Raw genomic sequence first — 14,038 nt, 5'->3', positions numbered from 1 at the left:
ATCAGTCCAGGTGGTCGCCTTCGCCACTGGTGTTCCTTCCTATATCTACGCATTTCACCGCTACACAGGAAATTCCACCACCCTCTACTGTACTCTAGCTTGCCAGTTTTGGATGCAGTTCCCAGGTTGAGCCCGGGGCTTTCACATCCAACTTAACAAACCACCTACGCGCGCTTTACGCCCAGTAATTCCGATTAACGCTTGCACCCTCTGTATTACCGCGGCTGCTGGCACAGAGTTAGCCGGTGCTTATTCTGTCGGTAACGTCAAAACAGCAAGGTATTCGCTTACTGCCCTTCCTCCCAACTTAAAGTGCTTTACAATCCGAAGACCTTCTTCACACACGCGGCATGGCTGGATCAGGCTTTCGCCCATTGTCCAATATTCCCCACTGCTGCCTCCCGTAGGAGTCTGGACCGTGTCTCAGTTCCAGTGTGACTGATCATCCTCTCAGACCAGTTACGGATCGTCGCCTTGGTGAGCCATTACCCCACCAACTAGCTAATCCGACCTAGGCTCATCTGATAGCGCAAGGCCCGAAGGTCCCCTGCTTTCTCCCGTAGGACGTATGCGGTATTAGCGTTCCTTTCGAAACGTTGTCCCCCACTACCAGGCAGATTCCTAGGCATTACTCACCCGTCCGCCGCTGAATCGAAGAGCAAGCTCTTCTCATCCGCTCGACTTGCATGTGTTAGGCCTGCCGCCAGCGTTCAATCTGAGCCATGATCAAACTCTTCAGTTCAATACTGCTTGGATTTTTAAGAAACCCTAAACTTGGCTCAGCAATCTCAAATGACTACTATGATTTCTCATGTGGCCACTTGTGATGCTGATAATCTTGGCGACTATCAAACCGTACTCACAAGCACCCACACGAATTGCTTGATTCAATTTGTTAAAGAGCGGTTGGCTGAGCATTTCGTCTCAACCGAGGCGCGCATTCTACGCTTTCCTCCGTGCCTGTCAAGCGTTTATTTCGAAGTATTTTGCGAGAAACTCGTTCAACTTCAAACACTTGACTCGCTTGCGATCTCTCGTAGCGGGAGGCGAATTCTACAGCGTTACAACCTGCTGTCAACTGCCTTTTTTCACCGCTGCCGATCTTTCGATCGAAGCTCTTGCAGCACCCCTGAAACTTCTAACTCATTGAATCTCAAGGAGTTTTCCGCTCCAACTACGCTGGAAGTGGGGCGCATTATAAGGACTCACAGGAATGCGTCAAGCGTTAATTCATCGCCTGACATAAAAGATCACTCCGCACAGCGTGCTTGCGACAAATCGAGCAACCTGCGCACTATAGTGCGCATCGCGCCCACCACAGGATCCCTGCCGAATCATGAGCACCACGCCCCGCAGCATGGCCACCACGTTGTTCCCGATTGGCCTGCTATTAATAGCCATGGCATCCATCCAGTCAGGCGCATCCCTGGCCAAGGGAATGTTCCCCTTGATCGGCGCCCAGGGCACCACCACCCTGCGCCTGGTTTTTGCCAGCGTGATCATGCTGCTCATCCTGCGCCCATGGCGCGCACGCATGGACAGCAGCACCTGGCGCAATGTGCTGATCTACGGGATGGCATTGGGCGGGATGAACCTGCTCTTCTATATGTCGCTGCGCACAGTGCCACTGGGCATCGCCGTGGCACTGGAATTCACAGGTCCACTAGCGGTGGCCATTTTTGCCTCGCGCCGCGCCATCGACTTTCTCTGGATTGCGCTGGCAATTGCAGGCCTGCTCTTGCTCATACCAGTTGGACAAAGCACAAGCGCTGTTGACCTGGTTGGCGCCAGCTACGCACTTGGTGCCGGCGTGTGCTGGGCGCTGTACATCCTTTATGGGCAAAAGGCCGGCGCCGAGCACGGCGTGCAGACAGCCGCACTCGGTGTCGTGATCGCCGCCTTGTTCGTTGCGCCGATCGGTGTCATTCATGCAGGCACCGCACTCCTCAACCCGGCACTGCTGCCTATCGCCCTGGGCGTGGCAGTGTTATCAACGGCCCTCCCCTACAGCCTGGAGATGGTTGCATTGACCCGAATGCCAGCGCGCACGTTCGGGACTTTGATGAGTATCGAGCCAGCCTTTGGTGCGCTGTCGGGCTTACTATTCCTCGGCGAGAAGCTCAGCTCTGGGCAGTGGCTGGCTATCGCTGCGATCATCACCGCTTCTGCTGGAGCCACCCTGACAATGCGCAAGGAACGTACACCGGCGGTCGTCGCTGACTGAATTGAGAAATATTTTCATTTACCGTGTTTAGCGGTTGTACCGACCCGCAGGCCTGATTAAGCTGTCACAAAATCATAATCTCTACGCTATCTACTGTGCCGAACACGGACGCTGAGGTAAATTCAGGAAGAATCAGGCGAGGACGATGGGAGCAGGCATGCAGTCGCCCCCACATTTAAGGACAGGCATGAAACGTATTTTGCTCATCCTGGCTGTAATGGCCATCGCAGGGTGTGCCGCCACCGCACAGACCGAAGTCAAGCGCGGGAAAAAGGGTTTACACATCAATTGCTCCGGCCTTTCCTCTTCGTGGGAAAAGTGCAATGCGAAGGCGGCCAGTGCGTGCAGCACTCGCGGCTATAGAGTAGTGGCCCGCTCGGGCGATACTGATGAAGAACCGGGTGACTACCTGTTCGGAATCAACCCGGCTGGCTATACCAGCCGCAGCATGATCGTCATCTGCAAGTAATAACGCTGAAGGGTAGCCAAATGGCTGCCCTTTTTACGTTGGAGCGCAGACTCAGACAGCCACCGTACGATCTCGCAACCACTGCAGTGCAGAACCCGCCAGCAGAGGTGCCAGCCGCTCGCAGACATGGGCGTGATACTGGTTGAGCCAGCGCCTTTCCTCATCATTGAGCCGTTCGACCAGCAGGCAACGTATATCGATCGGACATAGGGTCAAAGTCTCGAACGCAAGGAAGTCGCCGAACTCGCTCTTGCCCGCAGCGCGATTGACCACCAGGTTTTCGATCCGTACGCCCCACTTGCCTGGGCGATAGGTGCCAGGCTCGATCGAACTGATCATGCCCTCCTGCATCGCCGTTTGCGGCAACGCTTGGGCCTGATAGGCAATGACCTGCGGCCCTTCATGCACATTCATGAAGTAGCCGACGCCGTGGCCAGTGCCATGGCCGTAATCGACCTGATCAGCCCAGAGCGGCGCCCGCGCAATTGCATCCAGCAACGGAGACAAGATGCCGCGCGGGAAACTCGCTCGCGACAACGCGATCATGCCTTTGAGCACGCGAGTGCAATCCTCACGCTGTGCCCGGGTCGGCTGACCTACCGGGACCATCCGGGTAATGTCGGTAGTGCCGCCCAGGTACTGGCCGCCCGAATCGATCAACAGCAGCCCGTCGCCCTTGATTACCGCATGGGACTGCTCGGTAGCACGGTAGTGCGGCATGGCGCCATTGGCATTGAAAGCGGCAATGGTCGAGAAGCTCAGTGAAACATAGCCAGGTCGCTGCGCTCGCGCTGCAGTCAGGCGCTCGTCGATGGTCAACTCGGTGATCTGTTGCTTGCCAAGGTTGGCCTCGAACCAGGCAAAAAACTCGCAGAGCGCCGCCCCGTCCTGCTCCATGACCTGACGAACATGCGCCAGTTCAGCATCGCTCTTGCGCGACTTGCTCAACGACGTCGGGTTGATCTGCTCGAGCAGCTTCACCTGAGCCCCGAGCCGACCAACCAGGCCACAGGTGACCCGAGCCGGATCGATCAACACAGTGCTGCCATCCTTAATCGAGGCGAGCAAGCGCCCTGCCTGGTGGTAGTCCTGCAGCTCGACACCGTCGGCCGTCAGCGCCTGACGCAGCTGGGCATCGACTTTGTTCAGGTCGACGAACAGCACCGCCTGCTGCTGACCAATCCATGCAAATGCGACGAACACCGGGTTATAGGAAACATCACTGCCACGCAGATTGAACAACCAGGCGATATCATCCAGAGTGGCAATGAAATGCCAATCGGCACCTTTGCGGCTCAAGGTGCTGCGCAGCGCGGCCAGTTTTTCCGCTCGGGTGGCTGTGGCCTGGGGCGGCAAGTGCTCGTAGATTGGAGCAGCCGGCAGCGCCGGGCGTGTCCCCCAGACCTGATCAAGCAAATCCTTGTTAGTCACCAACCGTATTCCGTTGGCCTGCAAACTCTGCTGAAGTTGCCGAGACGCGGTCAAGGACAGCACAGCGCCGTCAACGGCAACCGTCGCCTGCGGCTGAAGATTGCTGCCGAGCCAATCGAACGGGCCCGCACTACCTGGCATCAGCTTCATCAATTCTATGCCGCTGCCGGCGAGTTCGTTTGCAGCCTGCTCCCAGTAACGGCTGTCTACCCACAACCCAGCGAAGTCCGCCAGAACCACCAATGTACCCACCGAACCATGAAAACCAGACAGCCACTGACGACCCTGCCAGTGGCCCGGCAGGTACTCGGACAGGTGCGGGTCTGCCGATGGCACCAACAGCGCGTCCACGCCTTCGCTGGCCATGACCTCGCGCACACGGGCGAGACGCGTCGGCACGTTCTGCTGCAACTGGGACTGGCTATTCATGTCATGCACACTCCTGCGATAGCGACTTCATCGGCGATCAAGCCGTTGATAATGGAGCAGCCTCCCGTCACTCGCAATCGGCACAGGTAACAGATGATTAGCGTTGGCTATCAGCGACCGCGCCAACCTCACAATGCAGGCCGCCATCATTACCGCGTACCAGACTTCGCACAGCTTGGTACGCGGCGAAGTTGACACTTCTGGCCTGATGCTGCTGAAGCAGCTCGAGGAATGGCTCATCAGTGAAATAGCCGCAGGCCGCTTGCCACTGTTCACGGGTCTGCCACTGCAAATGTTGCAGGACCCGACTGCCGTCATCGCTGGCTTGAACGCTTACCCTCAGCAACGCCGGCCAGCGCGTGGCCAGTTGCTCGCTGCGCAACACCAGCGCGTTGGCCAGAGCAGCCTGACGGCTAGCCGGCACTTCATATTCGATCATTTGGGTAAACCATAGGGAATGCATCGCAGCGGCCACAGGCTATCTCCTTTATGCAGTACTTGCAGTCATCATGGCCGGCAGGGTAAAACCTCGAGTTAAGTCAAGGTCAAGGATTAATTAGCATGCCTGCCCCCCTACTAGGGAAGCCGAGCGCCAGCTCAGCGTTGGCCAATTGGCCAGCCGCAGCGGTGTCGCGGTTACCGCCCTGCACTTCTACGAAACCAAGGGGTTGATCCAAAGCAGCCGCAACGCCGGCAATCAACGCCGCTACCCGCGTGCGATGCTGCGCCGGGTGGCGGTGATCAAGATGGCCCAGCGTCTGGGCATCCCGCTAGCCACCATCGCCAAAGCGCTATCCAGCCTGCCGCTGGACCATACCCCGAATGCAGCTGACTGGCAGCGCCTGTCGGCCGGGTGGCGAGACGATCTCAGCCAGCGCATCGCAGAGTTGACTCTGCTGCGCGACCAACTGGACGGCTGCATAGGCTGCGGCTGCATGTCGCTGAAGGAGTGCCCGCTGCGCAACAATCACGATCATCTGGCGCTTGGCGGCCCTGGGCCGCATCCGTCAGAGCCGCTAACAACATTGCTGTAAGTTTCGGTATCGCACCTGCCAGGCAATTCGCATCTATAACTAGTGTTCAACCTGGCACCCGCCGCAGGAGGCAGCATGAGCAAACAAGCACTGATCGTTATCGATATCCAGAAAGACTACTTTCCAGGAGGCAAGTGGTCCCTCGACGGCGCTGATGCGGCCGCCGACAACGCAGCGTTGCTGCTCAATGCAGCGCGCAAGCGCGGCGACCTGATCGTGCATGTTCGCCATGAATTTGCCAGCGCCGACGCGCCATTCTTTGCGCCGGGCTCAGCCGGAGCCGAAATTCACCCCAAGGCTGCTCCCCTCGGTGATGAGCCGTTGCTGCTCAAACAACAGGTCAATGCCTTCCAGGAGACCGGCCTGAAAGAACTGCTTGATGAGCATGCAGTGCAAGCCATGACGATTGTCGGCAGCATGAGCCACATGTGCATCGATGCTGCAGTGCGCGCTGCCGCCGATTTTGGCTACAGCGTCACAGTCGCCCATGATGCGTGCGCCACACGAGCGCTGGAATTCAATGGCCAGGAAGTGCCAGCCGCTCAGGTGCATGCAGCGTTCATGGCCTCACTGGCATTCGCTTACGCAACGGTGCAAAACACTGAAGAATGCCTGGCGACCTACCAGCAGTGAGCTTCAGATCACCACATTGCGCACGAACCGCACGGGCAGCTCGCCGTCATTGCGATAGGCATAGCGGCGGTTGCTGGCAAAGATGTGGAACTGACCCGTCGCCAACTGCTGGGCCTGACCTTCGATAATCAGCGTCAAGCAACCCTCGGCGATGTAGATCTGCTCGCTCCAGCCTTCGGCATCTGCCTCGCTGGCGTAGGATTCGCCAGGGGCCAGCGTCCACTCCCATAACTCCACCTCGCGCCGCGCCGGGCTACTCCCCAGTAACAAGGCTTTGCTGCCGGGATGCTCGCCGGCCCATGCCAGCTCTTCAATACGGCTCGGATCGCGCTGCTCCGGAGCCTGAATCAACTGGCTGAACGCGACTCCCAAGGCCTCGGCGATCAAGTCCAGGGTGGTCAGGCTGACGTTCTTCTCACCACCTTCGATGGCTACCAGCATGCGCCGACTGACTCCGGAGCGCTCGGCCAGGGCACTCTGGCTGAGACCCGCCGCGCCACGCAATTGGCGAATGTTCTGACTGACGTGCTGAAGCACGGAAGCGCGGTGCGTCGAGGATTTGTGCACTATATTGCTCATCGGTATGCCTTGCGCAGTATACTGCCCACTTTGCGGCGATTGTGCGCCGCCCCTGTCGAGCGTGCAACCATGAACCAAGCCCCCAGTCAGTCCAAGACCACTGTCAGTTTCCGCCTGAGCAAGGCAGAGCTGGTGCTAGTGTTCATTACCATGCTGTGGGGCGGCACTTTTCTCATCGTGCACAACGTCATGAGCGTCAGCGGCCCGATGTTCTTTGTCGGCCTGCGCTTCGCTGCGGCAGCCGTGTTCGTGGGCCTGGTCTCAGCAAGAGCATTGGCGGGCCTGACCATGCTCGAACTCAAGGCCGGCGTTTTGATCGGCATCACCATCATGCTCGGTTACGGTTTGCAGACGATGGGCCTGCAGACGATCAACAGCAGCCAGTCGGCATTCATCACCGCGCTCTACGTACCGTTCGTACCACTATTGCAGTGGCTGGTGCTGGGCAGACGCCCCGGTTTGATGCCAAGCATCGGCATTTGCCTGGCATTTGTCGGCCTGATGCTGCTCGCCGGCCCCAGCAGTGCGGGCCTGCACTTCAGTGAAGGCGAACTGCTGACTTTGGTCAGCGCCGTGGCAATCGCCGCAGAGATCATTCTGATCAGCCGCTATGCCGGCCAGGTCGATGTACGCAGGGTGACGGTGGTGCAATTGGCCACTGCCTCGCTGCTGTCATTTGCGATGATCCTGCCGACCAGAGAATCATTGCCTGATTTTTCCTGGCTACTGCTGGCCAGCGCCCTCGGCCTTGGCCTGATGAGCGCAATCATTCAGGTGGCCATGAACTGGGCGCAAAAATCGGTTTCGCCCACTCGTGCAACCCTGATCTATGCGGGCGAACCGGTGTGGGCGGGCGTAGTCGGGCGCCTCGCCGGCGAGCGTCTGCCCGGGATGGCCTTGCTTGGCGGGTTGCTGATCGTGATCGCCGTGGTCGTCAGCGAACTGAAGATCCGCCGCAGTGATCGTTCTCAGCAGGCAAATAACGCGCCAGTGGACGGCGAAACCAGCCAGTAACCGAGAAAAGAACAGCTATGCTTTGTAAAAAGCTGTTATAAAAAAACTGCTTGTCACACCCCATTTGTAGGATTCTGGCACAGCTTGCGTGTTGGTGATCAACCGTTCGGCACGTATTATCCTTACCAAACTCCTCCAGATTAGGTCGCTATGTCATTGATAGTGCTATTGCTTCTGCCCTTCGTTGGCAGTTGCCTGGCGGCCGTCCTGCCGCACAACGCTAGGAACGCCGAGTCGATTCTCGCCGGGCTGGTGGCCCTCATCGGCACGGTTCAGGTAGCGCTGCTCTACCCTCAGATCGCTCACGGCGGAGTAATCCGCGAGGAGTTTCTGTGGCTGCCAAGCCTGGGCTTGAATCTGGTGCTGCGCATGGACGGCTTCGCCTGGCTGTTCTCGCTGCTGGTACTGGGCATAGGCACGCTGGTGTCGCTATATGCGCGCTACTACATGTCGCCGCAAGACCCGGTGCCGCGCTTCTTCGCGTTTTTCCTGGCGTTCATGGGCGCAATGCTCGGGCTGGTGATTTCCGGCAATCTGATCCAGCTGGTGTTCTTCTGGGAACTGACCAGTCTGTTCTCGTTCCTGCTGATCGGTTACTGGCACCACCGCGCTGATGCACGCCGCGGCGCTTATATGGCGCTGATGGTGACCGGCGCCGGGGGCCTGTGCCTGCTAGTGGGTGCCCTGCTGCTCGGCCATGTGGTCGGCAGCTATGACCTGGACAAAGTGCTCGCTGCCGGGGAAACCGTGCGCCAGCATGCGCTGTATCCGGTATTGCTGCCGCTGATACTGATTGGCGCGCTGAGCAAGAGTGCGCAGTTTCCATTCCAGTTCTGGCTGCCCCACGCCATGGCGGCGCCGACTCCGGTTTCGGCGTATCTGCACTCGGCAACCATGGTCAAGGCAGGCGTGTTCCTCATGGCTCGGCTGTGGCCAACTCTGGCTGGCACCGAGGAATGGTTCTGGATTGTCGGCGGCGCGGGTGCCATTACCCTGCTTCTGGGCGCCTTCGCAGCGATGTTTCAAAATGACCTCAAGGGCCTGCTTGCCTACTCGACCATCAGTCACCTGGGCCTGATCACCTTGCTGCTCGGCCTGAACAGCCCGCTGGCGGCGGTCGCAGCAGTGTTCCACATCCTCAACCACGCGACCTTCAAGGCGTCGCTGTTCATGGCCGCGGGCATCATCGACCATGAGAGCGGAACGCGCGATATCCGCCGTCTCAGCGGGCTGATGCGGCTGATCCCTTACACCGCGACCCTGGCCATGGTTGCCAGTGCGTCGATGGCCGGCGTGCCATTGATGAACGGCTTCTTGTCCAAGGAAATGTTCTTCGCCGAAACGGTGTTCATTTCCTCTACCGCCTGGGTTGAAGCCACGCTGCCAGTCATCGCCACCCTGGCGGGCACCTTCAGCGTTGCCTACGCCCTGCGCTTTACCGTAGACGTATTCTTCGGCCCACCTGCCCAGGACCTGCCGCATACCCCACACGAACCACCGCGCTGGATGCGGGCACCGGTCGAGCTGCTGGTGCTGACCTGCCTGGTGGTGGGGATCTTCCCGGCCCAATCGGTCGGCCCCCTGCTCGCCGCAGCGGCGCTACCGGTGGTCGGCGGCACGCTGCCCGAGTACAGCCTGGCCATCTGGCACGGCTGGAATGCGCCACTGATCATGAGCCTGGTGGCCATGTGCGGTGGCGTGGTGCTGTACCTGCTGTTGCGCAAGCAACTGCGCCTAGGCAGGTTTCCGTATCCGCCACTGATCGAACGCTTCAATGGCAAGCGCCTGTTCGAACATGGGCTGGTCCGGTTGATGCTGATCGCGCGTCACGTGGAGGCAGCGTTGACTACCCGACGCTTGCAGAAACAACTGTTCATGCTCGTGCTGGCGGCGTTTATCGCTGGCCTGACGCCGCTGCTGTATAGCGGCCTGAGCTGGGGTGATCGACCCAAGATACCTGGCTCCGGGGTGTTTGTAGCCTTGTGGCTGATTGCTATTGCCTGCGCCATCGGGGCTGCCTGGCAGGCCAAATATCATCGTCTGGCGGCACTGACCATGGTCAGCGTCTGCGGCCTGATGACCTGCATCACCTTTGTCTGGTTCTCCGCGCCTGACCTGGCCCTGACTCAGCTGGCGGTTGAAGTCGTTACCACGGTACTGATCCTGCTCGGTCTGCGCTGGCTGCCACGCCGTATCGAAGGTGTCTCACCTCTGCCCGGCAGTCTGGAACGAGCACGCTTGCGCCGCCTGCGTGACCTGCTGTTGGCCGTGTTGGTCGGTGGCGGAATGGCTCTGCTGTCCTACTCGATGCTGACCCGGCCTACGCCCAACGATATCTCCTCGTTCTACTTGAGCCGTGCACTACCCCAGGGCGGCGGGACCAATGTGGTCAACGTGATGCTGGTGGACTTCCGCGGCTTCGATACCCTCGGCGAGATCACCGTGCTGGTTGCCGTGGCGTTGACCGTATTCGCCCTGCTGCGCCGCTTCCGCCCACCCAAGGAAAGCATGCAACTGCCGGCGCAGCAGCGCCAGCTGGCCCCGGATGTGGTTACCGACCTGATCAATCCGCGGCATGCCACCGACACGGCAATGGGCTTCATGATGGTGCCCGCGGCGTTGGTGCGGCTGTTGCTGCCGGTGGCCCTGATGGTGTCGATGTACCTGTTCATGCGCGGTCACAACCAACCTGGGGGTGGCTTCGTCGCCGGCCTGGTGATGTCGGTGGCGTTCATCCTGCAGTACATGGTGGCGGGCACCCAATGGGTGGAGGCGCAGATGAGCCTGCGGCCGCTGCGCTGGATGGGTACCGGCCTGCTCTGCGCAACGCTTACCGGCGCTGGCGCGATGCTGCTGGGTTATCCGTTCCTGACCACCCATACCGCGCACCTGCACCTGCCGTTGCTGGGTGACGTGCACGTGGCCAGTGCACTGTTCTTCGACATCGGCGTTTACAGCGTGGTGGTAGGTTCGACCTTGCTGATTCTGACGGCCTTGGCCCACCAATCAGTGCGCGCCTATCGCCCAGGCAGCGCACAGAAATCCAGCCAGACAGGAGCCGCCTGATGGAAGAAGTAATTGCAGTAGCCATCGGTGTCTTGGCCGCGTCCGGGGTCTGGCTGATCCTGCGGCCACGTACCTATCAGGTGATCATGGGGCTGTGCCTGCTGTCCTACGGGGTCAACCTGTTCATCTTCAGCATGGGCAGCCTGTTCATCGGCAAAGAGCCGATCATCAAGGAAGGCGTGACGCAAGACTTGCTGCACTACACAGACCCATTGCCACAAGCATTGGTGTTGACCGCGATCGTCATCAGCTTTGCCATGACCGCGTTGTTCCTGGTTGTGCTGCTGGCCTCGCGCGGGCTGACCGGCACTGACCACGTCGATGGCCGGGAGCGTGAAGAATGAGCTGGATGAATCAATTGATCGTCGCACCAATCCTGTTGCCGCTGGTGACAGCGGCGATAATGTTGCTGCTGGGTGAGAAACATCGCCGGATCAAGGCCCACCTCAACCTGCTGTCGAGCATCATCGGCCTGGCGATTGCGCTGACCCTGCTGAACTGGGTGCGCAGCCAAGGCCAAGCCGAGTCGATCGGTGTCTATTTGCCCGGTAACTGGTCAGCCCCATTTGGCATCGTGCTGGTGGTCGACCACCTCTCGGCATTGATGCTAAGCCTGACCGGCGTGATCGGCGTCAGCGCCCTGCTGTTCGCCCGGGCGCGCTGGGACGGCGCCGGGGCGAGTTTTCATGCGTTGTTCCAGATCCAGCTGATGGGCCTGTACGGCGCATTCCTCACCGCCGACCTGTTCAACCTGTTCGTCTTCTTCGAGGTGCTGCTGGCAGCGTCGTATGGCCTGCTCCTGCACGGTTCAGGTCGCGCTCGAGTCAAAGCCGGCTTGCACTACATCGCCATCAACCTGTTCGCCTCTTCGCTGTTTCTGGTCGGTGCAGCCATGCTCTATGGCGTCACCGGCACGCTGAACATGGCCGACCTGGCCTTGAAGATCCCGCTGGTACCTGAGGCTGATCGTGGCCTGCTGCACGCCGGCGCAGCCATTCTGGCGATGGCCTTCCTGGCCAAGGCAGGGATCTGGCCGCTGAATTTCTGGCTGGTACCGGCCTACTCCTCGGCGAGCGCACCGGTTGCCGCGCTATTCGCAATCATGACCAAGGTCGGCCTGTACGCCGTGCTGCGGCTGTGGACGTTGCTATTTTCCGGGCAAGCCGGCGCATCGGCGCACTTTGGCGGCGAATGGCTGGTCTACGGCGGCCTGGCAACCCTGGCGGTCGCCGCCGTGTCGATTCTGGCCGCACAGCGCCTGGAGCGCATGGCAGCGCTGAGCATTCTCGTTTCAGCCGGCACCTTGATGGCAGCGATAGGTTTCGGCCAGCCAATTCTGACCGGCAGCGCGCTGTTCTATTTGGTCAGCTCGACCCTGGCCCTGTGCGCGTTGTTCCTGCTGGCGGAATTGATCGAGCGCTCGCGCTCGGCCAACGAGACGCCGCTGGATGATGACGAAGGCCTGTCGCCGCCTCTGCTGGAGTCTCTGCATCCACCCAAGGGCATCAACCTGGACGATCAGCAGAAGGCGGTAATCGGTCAGATCATTCCGTGGACCATGGCATTCCTGGGTTTGAGCTTTATTGCCTGCGCGCTGTTGATCATCGGCATGCCGCCGCTGTCGGGCTTTATCGGCAAGCTGAGCCTGATCAGCGCGCTGTTCAACCCGCTGGGCTTGGGCGTTGCGCCGGAGCAGCCACTGTCGGCGGCAGGCTGGTGCCTGGTCGCGTTATTGGTGCTTTCCGGCATGGCGTCACTGATCGCCTTTGGCCGGGTTGGCATCCAGCGCTTCTGGAAGCCCGAAGAGCGCCCTTCGCCGCTGCTGCGCCGCTACGAGTGCCTGCCGATCGCTATTCTGCTCGGCCTGTGCCTGTTCCTAAGCGTCAGGGCCGAACCGCTGCTGCGCTATACCCAGGACACCGCTGCAAGCCTGCAGGCACCGCAAGCCTACATCGAGGCAGTCATGAGCTCGATGCCGATTCCTGGCCCAACCTCCTTCAACACCGAGGTGCAGCCATGAACCGTCTGTTACCCGCTCCGCTGCTGTCCATTGCGCTGTTCGCGTTGTGGCTGTTGCTGAATCTCTCGGTCAGCCCAGGCAATCTTCTGCTCGGCGCCTTGCTGGCGATTCTCGCGCCCATCCTGCTGGCCCCACTGCGCCCGCAACATGCGCACGTGAAACGGCCGTGGGTGGTTGCCAAACTGATCGGCCGTGTTGGCCTGGATGTCATCACCTCCAACCTGCACGTTGCCCGCAGCGTACTGTCGGCAAAGCGCCGGCCGCCACGATCGGCATTCGTCCACATTCCACTGGCACTGCGCGATGTACACGGCCTGGCCGCTCTGTCGATGATCACTACGGTGGTGCCCGGCACGGTCTGGTCAGAACTTGCCCTGGACCGCAGCATGCTGCTGCTGCACGTGTTCGATCTGCGTGATGAGGCGCAGTTCATCGAACACTTCAAGCACACCTATGAACGCCCGCTGATGGAGATATTCGAATGACAGGCCTGCTCGCCAACGCCATTCTCGCCAGCTTGTTCATCTTCACCATCGCCATGGCGCTGGCCTTGATCAGGTTGTTCCGCGGCCCTTCCGCTCAGGACCGGGTCCTGGCGCTGGATTACCTGTACATCCTGGCCATGTTGATGATGCTCGTACTGGGCATTCGCTATGCCAGCGATACCTATTTCGAAGGCGCACTGCTGATTGCCTTGTTCGGCTTCGTAGGCTCATTCGCCCTGGCCAAATTCCTCCTGCGCGGTGAGGTAATAGAATGACCGAAGCTCTACAACTGCCGTTCTGGCTCGAACTCACGACCGCAGCATTACTGCTGACAGGCAGCCTGTTCGCGCTGATTGGTGCGATCGGCCTGGTGCGGCTGAAAGACTACTTCCAACGCATGCACCCGCCTGCACTGGCTTCAACTATCGGCACCTGGTGCGTGAGCCTGGCATCGATCCTGTATTTTTCATGGTTGAAGCAGGGGCCAATCGTGCATGCCTGGCTGATCCCAATTCTGCTGTCGATAACCGTGCCGGTTACCACCTTGCTACTGGCCCGCGCAGCGCTGTTTCGTAAACGTGCGGCAGGCGAAGACGTACCTGCTGAAATCAGCGGCGGCAATAACCAGGGCAATTGAGATACCCGCCAAGCCAG

The 14,038-nt window shown here is 59.8% G+C and carries 13 protein-coding genes, 1 rRNA gene and 1 pseudogene (1 of these 15 only partly in view); 11 read left to right on the top strand and 4 right to left on the bottom strand.

The features are described 5' to 3' along the window. Window positions 1-742, bottom strand: a 16S ribosomal RNA gene (locus K3F44_RS03860); it reaches 795 nt to the left of the window's first position. A 594-nt stretch (window positions 743-1,336) separates the two neighbouring features. Here K3F44_RS03860 and rhtA point away from each other — a divergent pair. Beyond that, window positions 1,337-2,224 carry a threonine/homoserine exporter RhtA gene (gene rhtA, locus K3F44_RS03855; protein WP_101318334.1) on the top strand — a complete coding sequence of 296 codons (888 nt, stop codon included), beginning with the start codon at window positions 1,337-1,339 and terminating at the stop codon, window positions 2,222-2,224. A gap of 187 nt (window positions 2,225-2,411) precedes the next feature. Further along, window positions 2,412-2,693, top strand: coding sequence for a hypothetical protein (locus K3F44_RS03850; protein ID WP_101318332.1), 282 nt, complete (start codon window positions 2,412-2,414; stop codon window positions 2,691-2,693). A gap of 51 nt (window positions 2,694-2,744) precedes the next feature. On the opposite strand, the gene K3F44_RS03845 is transcribed toward K3F44_RS03850, so the two are convergent. After that, on the bottom strand, window positions 2,745-4,553 hold the full coding sequence (locus tag K3F44_RS03845; RefSeq protein WP_220633368.1) for an aminopeptidase P family protein: 1,809 nt from the start codon (window positions 4,551-4,553) through the stop codon (window positions 2,745-2,747). Between the two features lie 97 nt (window positions 4,554-4,650). Then, on the bottom strand, window positions 4,651-4,992 hold the full coding sequence (locus K3F44_RS03840; RefSeq protein WP_401180122.1) for an antibiotic biosynthesis monooxygenase: 342 nt from the start codon (window positions 4,990-4,992) through the stop codon (window positions 4,651-4,653). Window positions 4,993-5,143: 151 nt separating this feature from the next. On the opposite strand from K3F44_RS03840, the pseudogene soxR reads away from it, so the two are divergent. Continuing rightward, window positions 5,144-5,587 (top strand): annotated as a pseudogene (gene soxR / locus K3F44_RS03835) (redox-sensitive transcriptional activator SoxR); the annotation flags it as partial. Between the two features lie 75 nt (window positions 5,588-5,662). Continuing rightward, window positions 5,663-6,220 carry a cysteine hydrolase family protein gene (locus K3F44_RS03830; protein WP_220633366.1) on the top strand — a complete coding sequence of 186 codons (558 nt, stop codon included), beginning with the start codon at window positions 5,663-5,665 and terminating at the stop codon, window positions 6,218-6,220. A gap of 3 nt (window positions 6,221-6,223) precedes the next feature. On the opposite strand, the gene K3F44_RS03825 is transcribed toward K3F44_RS03830, so the two are convergent. After that, complete coding sequence (locus K3F44_RS03825; RefSeq protein WP_150569826.1) at window positions 6,224-6,787, bottom strand: helix-turn-helix domain-containing protein; 564 nt, start codon at window positions 6,785-6,787, stop codon at window positions 6,224-6,226. A gap of 81 nt (window positions 6,788-6,868) precedes the next feature. Here K3F44_RS03825 and K3F44_RS03820 point away from each other — a divergent pair, with 81 nt between their 5' ends. From K3F44_RS03820 to K3F44_RS03790, 7 genes are all read left to right on the top strand, one after another. Then, the gene (locus tag K3F44_RS03820; protein WP_220633365.1) at window positions 6,869-7,813 is read left to right on the top strand and encodes a DMT family transporter; all 945 of its coding nucleotides are present in this window, start codon (window positions 6,869-6,871) and stop codon (window positions 7,811-7,813) included. A 150-nt stretch (window positions 7,814-7,963) separates the two neighbouring features. After that, on the top strand, window positions 7,964-10,879 hold the full coding sequence (locus K3F44_RS03815; protein WP_150569652.1) for a monovalent cation/H+ antiporter subunit A: 2,916 nt from the start codon (window positions 7,964-7,966) through the stop codon (window positions 10,877-10,879). Continuing rightward, window positions 10,879-11,223, top strand: a complete 345-nt coding sequence (locus K3F44_RS03810) for a Na+/H+ antiporter subunit C (RefSeq protein WP_043213881.1) — start codon at window positions 10,879-10,881, stop codon at window positions 11,221-11,223. Before K3F44_RS03815 ends, K3F44_RS03810 begins: the two co-directional genes overlap by 1 nt. Further along, complete coding sequence (locus K3F44_RS03805; protein WP_103436804.1) at window positions 11,220-12,899, top strand: monovalent cation/H+ antiporter subunit D; 1,680 nt, start codon at window positions 11,220-11,222, stop codon at window positions 12,897-12,899. The genes K3F44_RS03810 and K3F44_RS03805 overlap by 4 nt, the downstream gene beginning before the upstream one ends. Next, window positions 12,896-13,384, top strand: a complete 489-nt coding sequence (locus tag K3F44_RS03800) for a Na+/H+ antiporter subunit E (protein ID WP_150569654.1) — start codon at window positions 12,896-12,898, stop codon at window positions 13,382-13,384. Before K3F44_RS03805 ends, K3F44_RS03800 begins: the two co-directional genes overlap by 4 nt. Beyond that, a complete protein-coding gene (locus tag K3F44_RS03795) occupies window positions 13,381-13,659 on the top strand; it encodes a K+/H+ antiporter subunit F (protein WP_220633364.1) in 279 nt (92 codons plus the stop codon). Before K3F44_RS03800 ends, K3F44_RS03795 begins: the two co-directional genes overlap by 4 nt. Further along, window positions 13,656-14,021 carry a Na+/H+ antiporter subunit G gene (locus K3F44_RS03790; RefSeq protein WP_220633363.1) on the top strand — a complete coding sequence of 122 codons (366 nt, stop codon included), beginning with the start codon at window positions 13,656-13,658 and terminating at the stop codon, window positions 14,019-14,021. Before K3F44_RS03795 ends, K3F44_RS03790 begins: the two co-directional genes overlap by 4 nt. Window positions 14,022-14,038: the final 17 nt, after the last annotated feature.

Source organism: Pseudomonas sp. S07E 245, from assembly GCF_019599025.1.
In the GTDB taxonomy this organism is placed as follows: Bacteria; Pseudomonadota; Gammaproteobacteria; order Pseudomonadales; family Pseudomonadaceae; genus Aquipseudomonas; species Aquipseudomonas shirazensis.
Note: the sequence above shows the minus strand (reverse complement) of the source record. Positions and strands in the feature narration are given on the sequence as shown.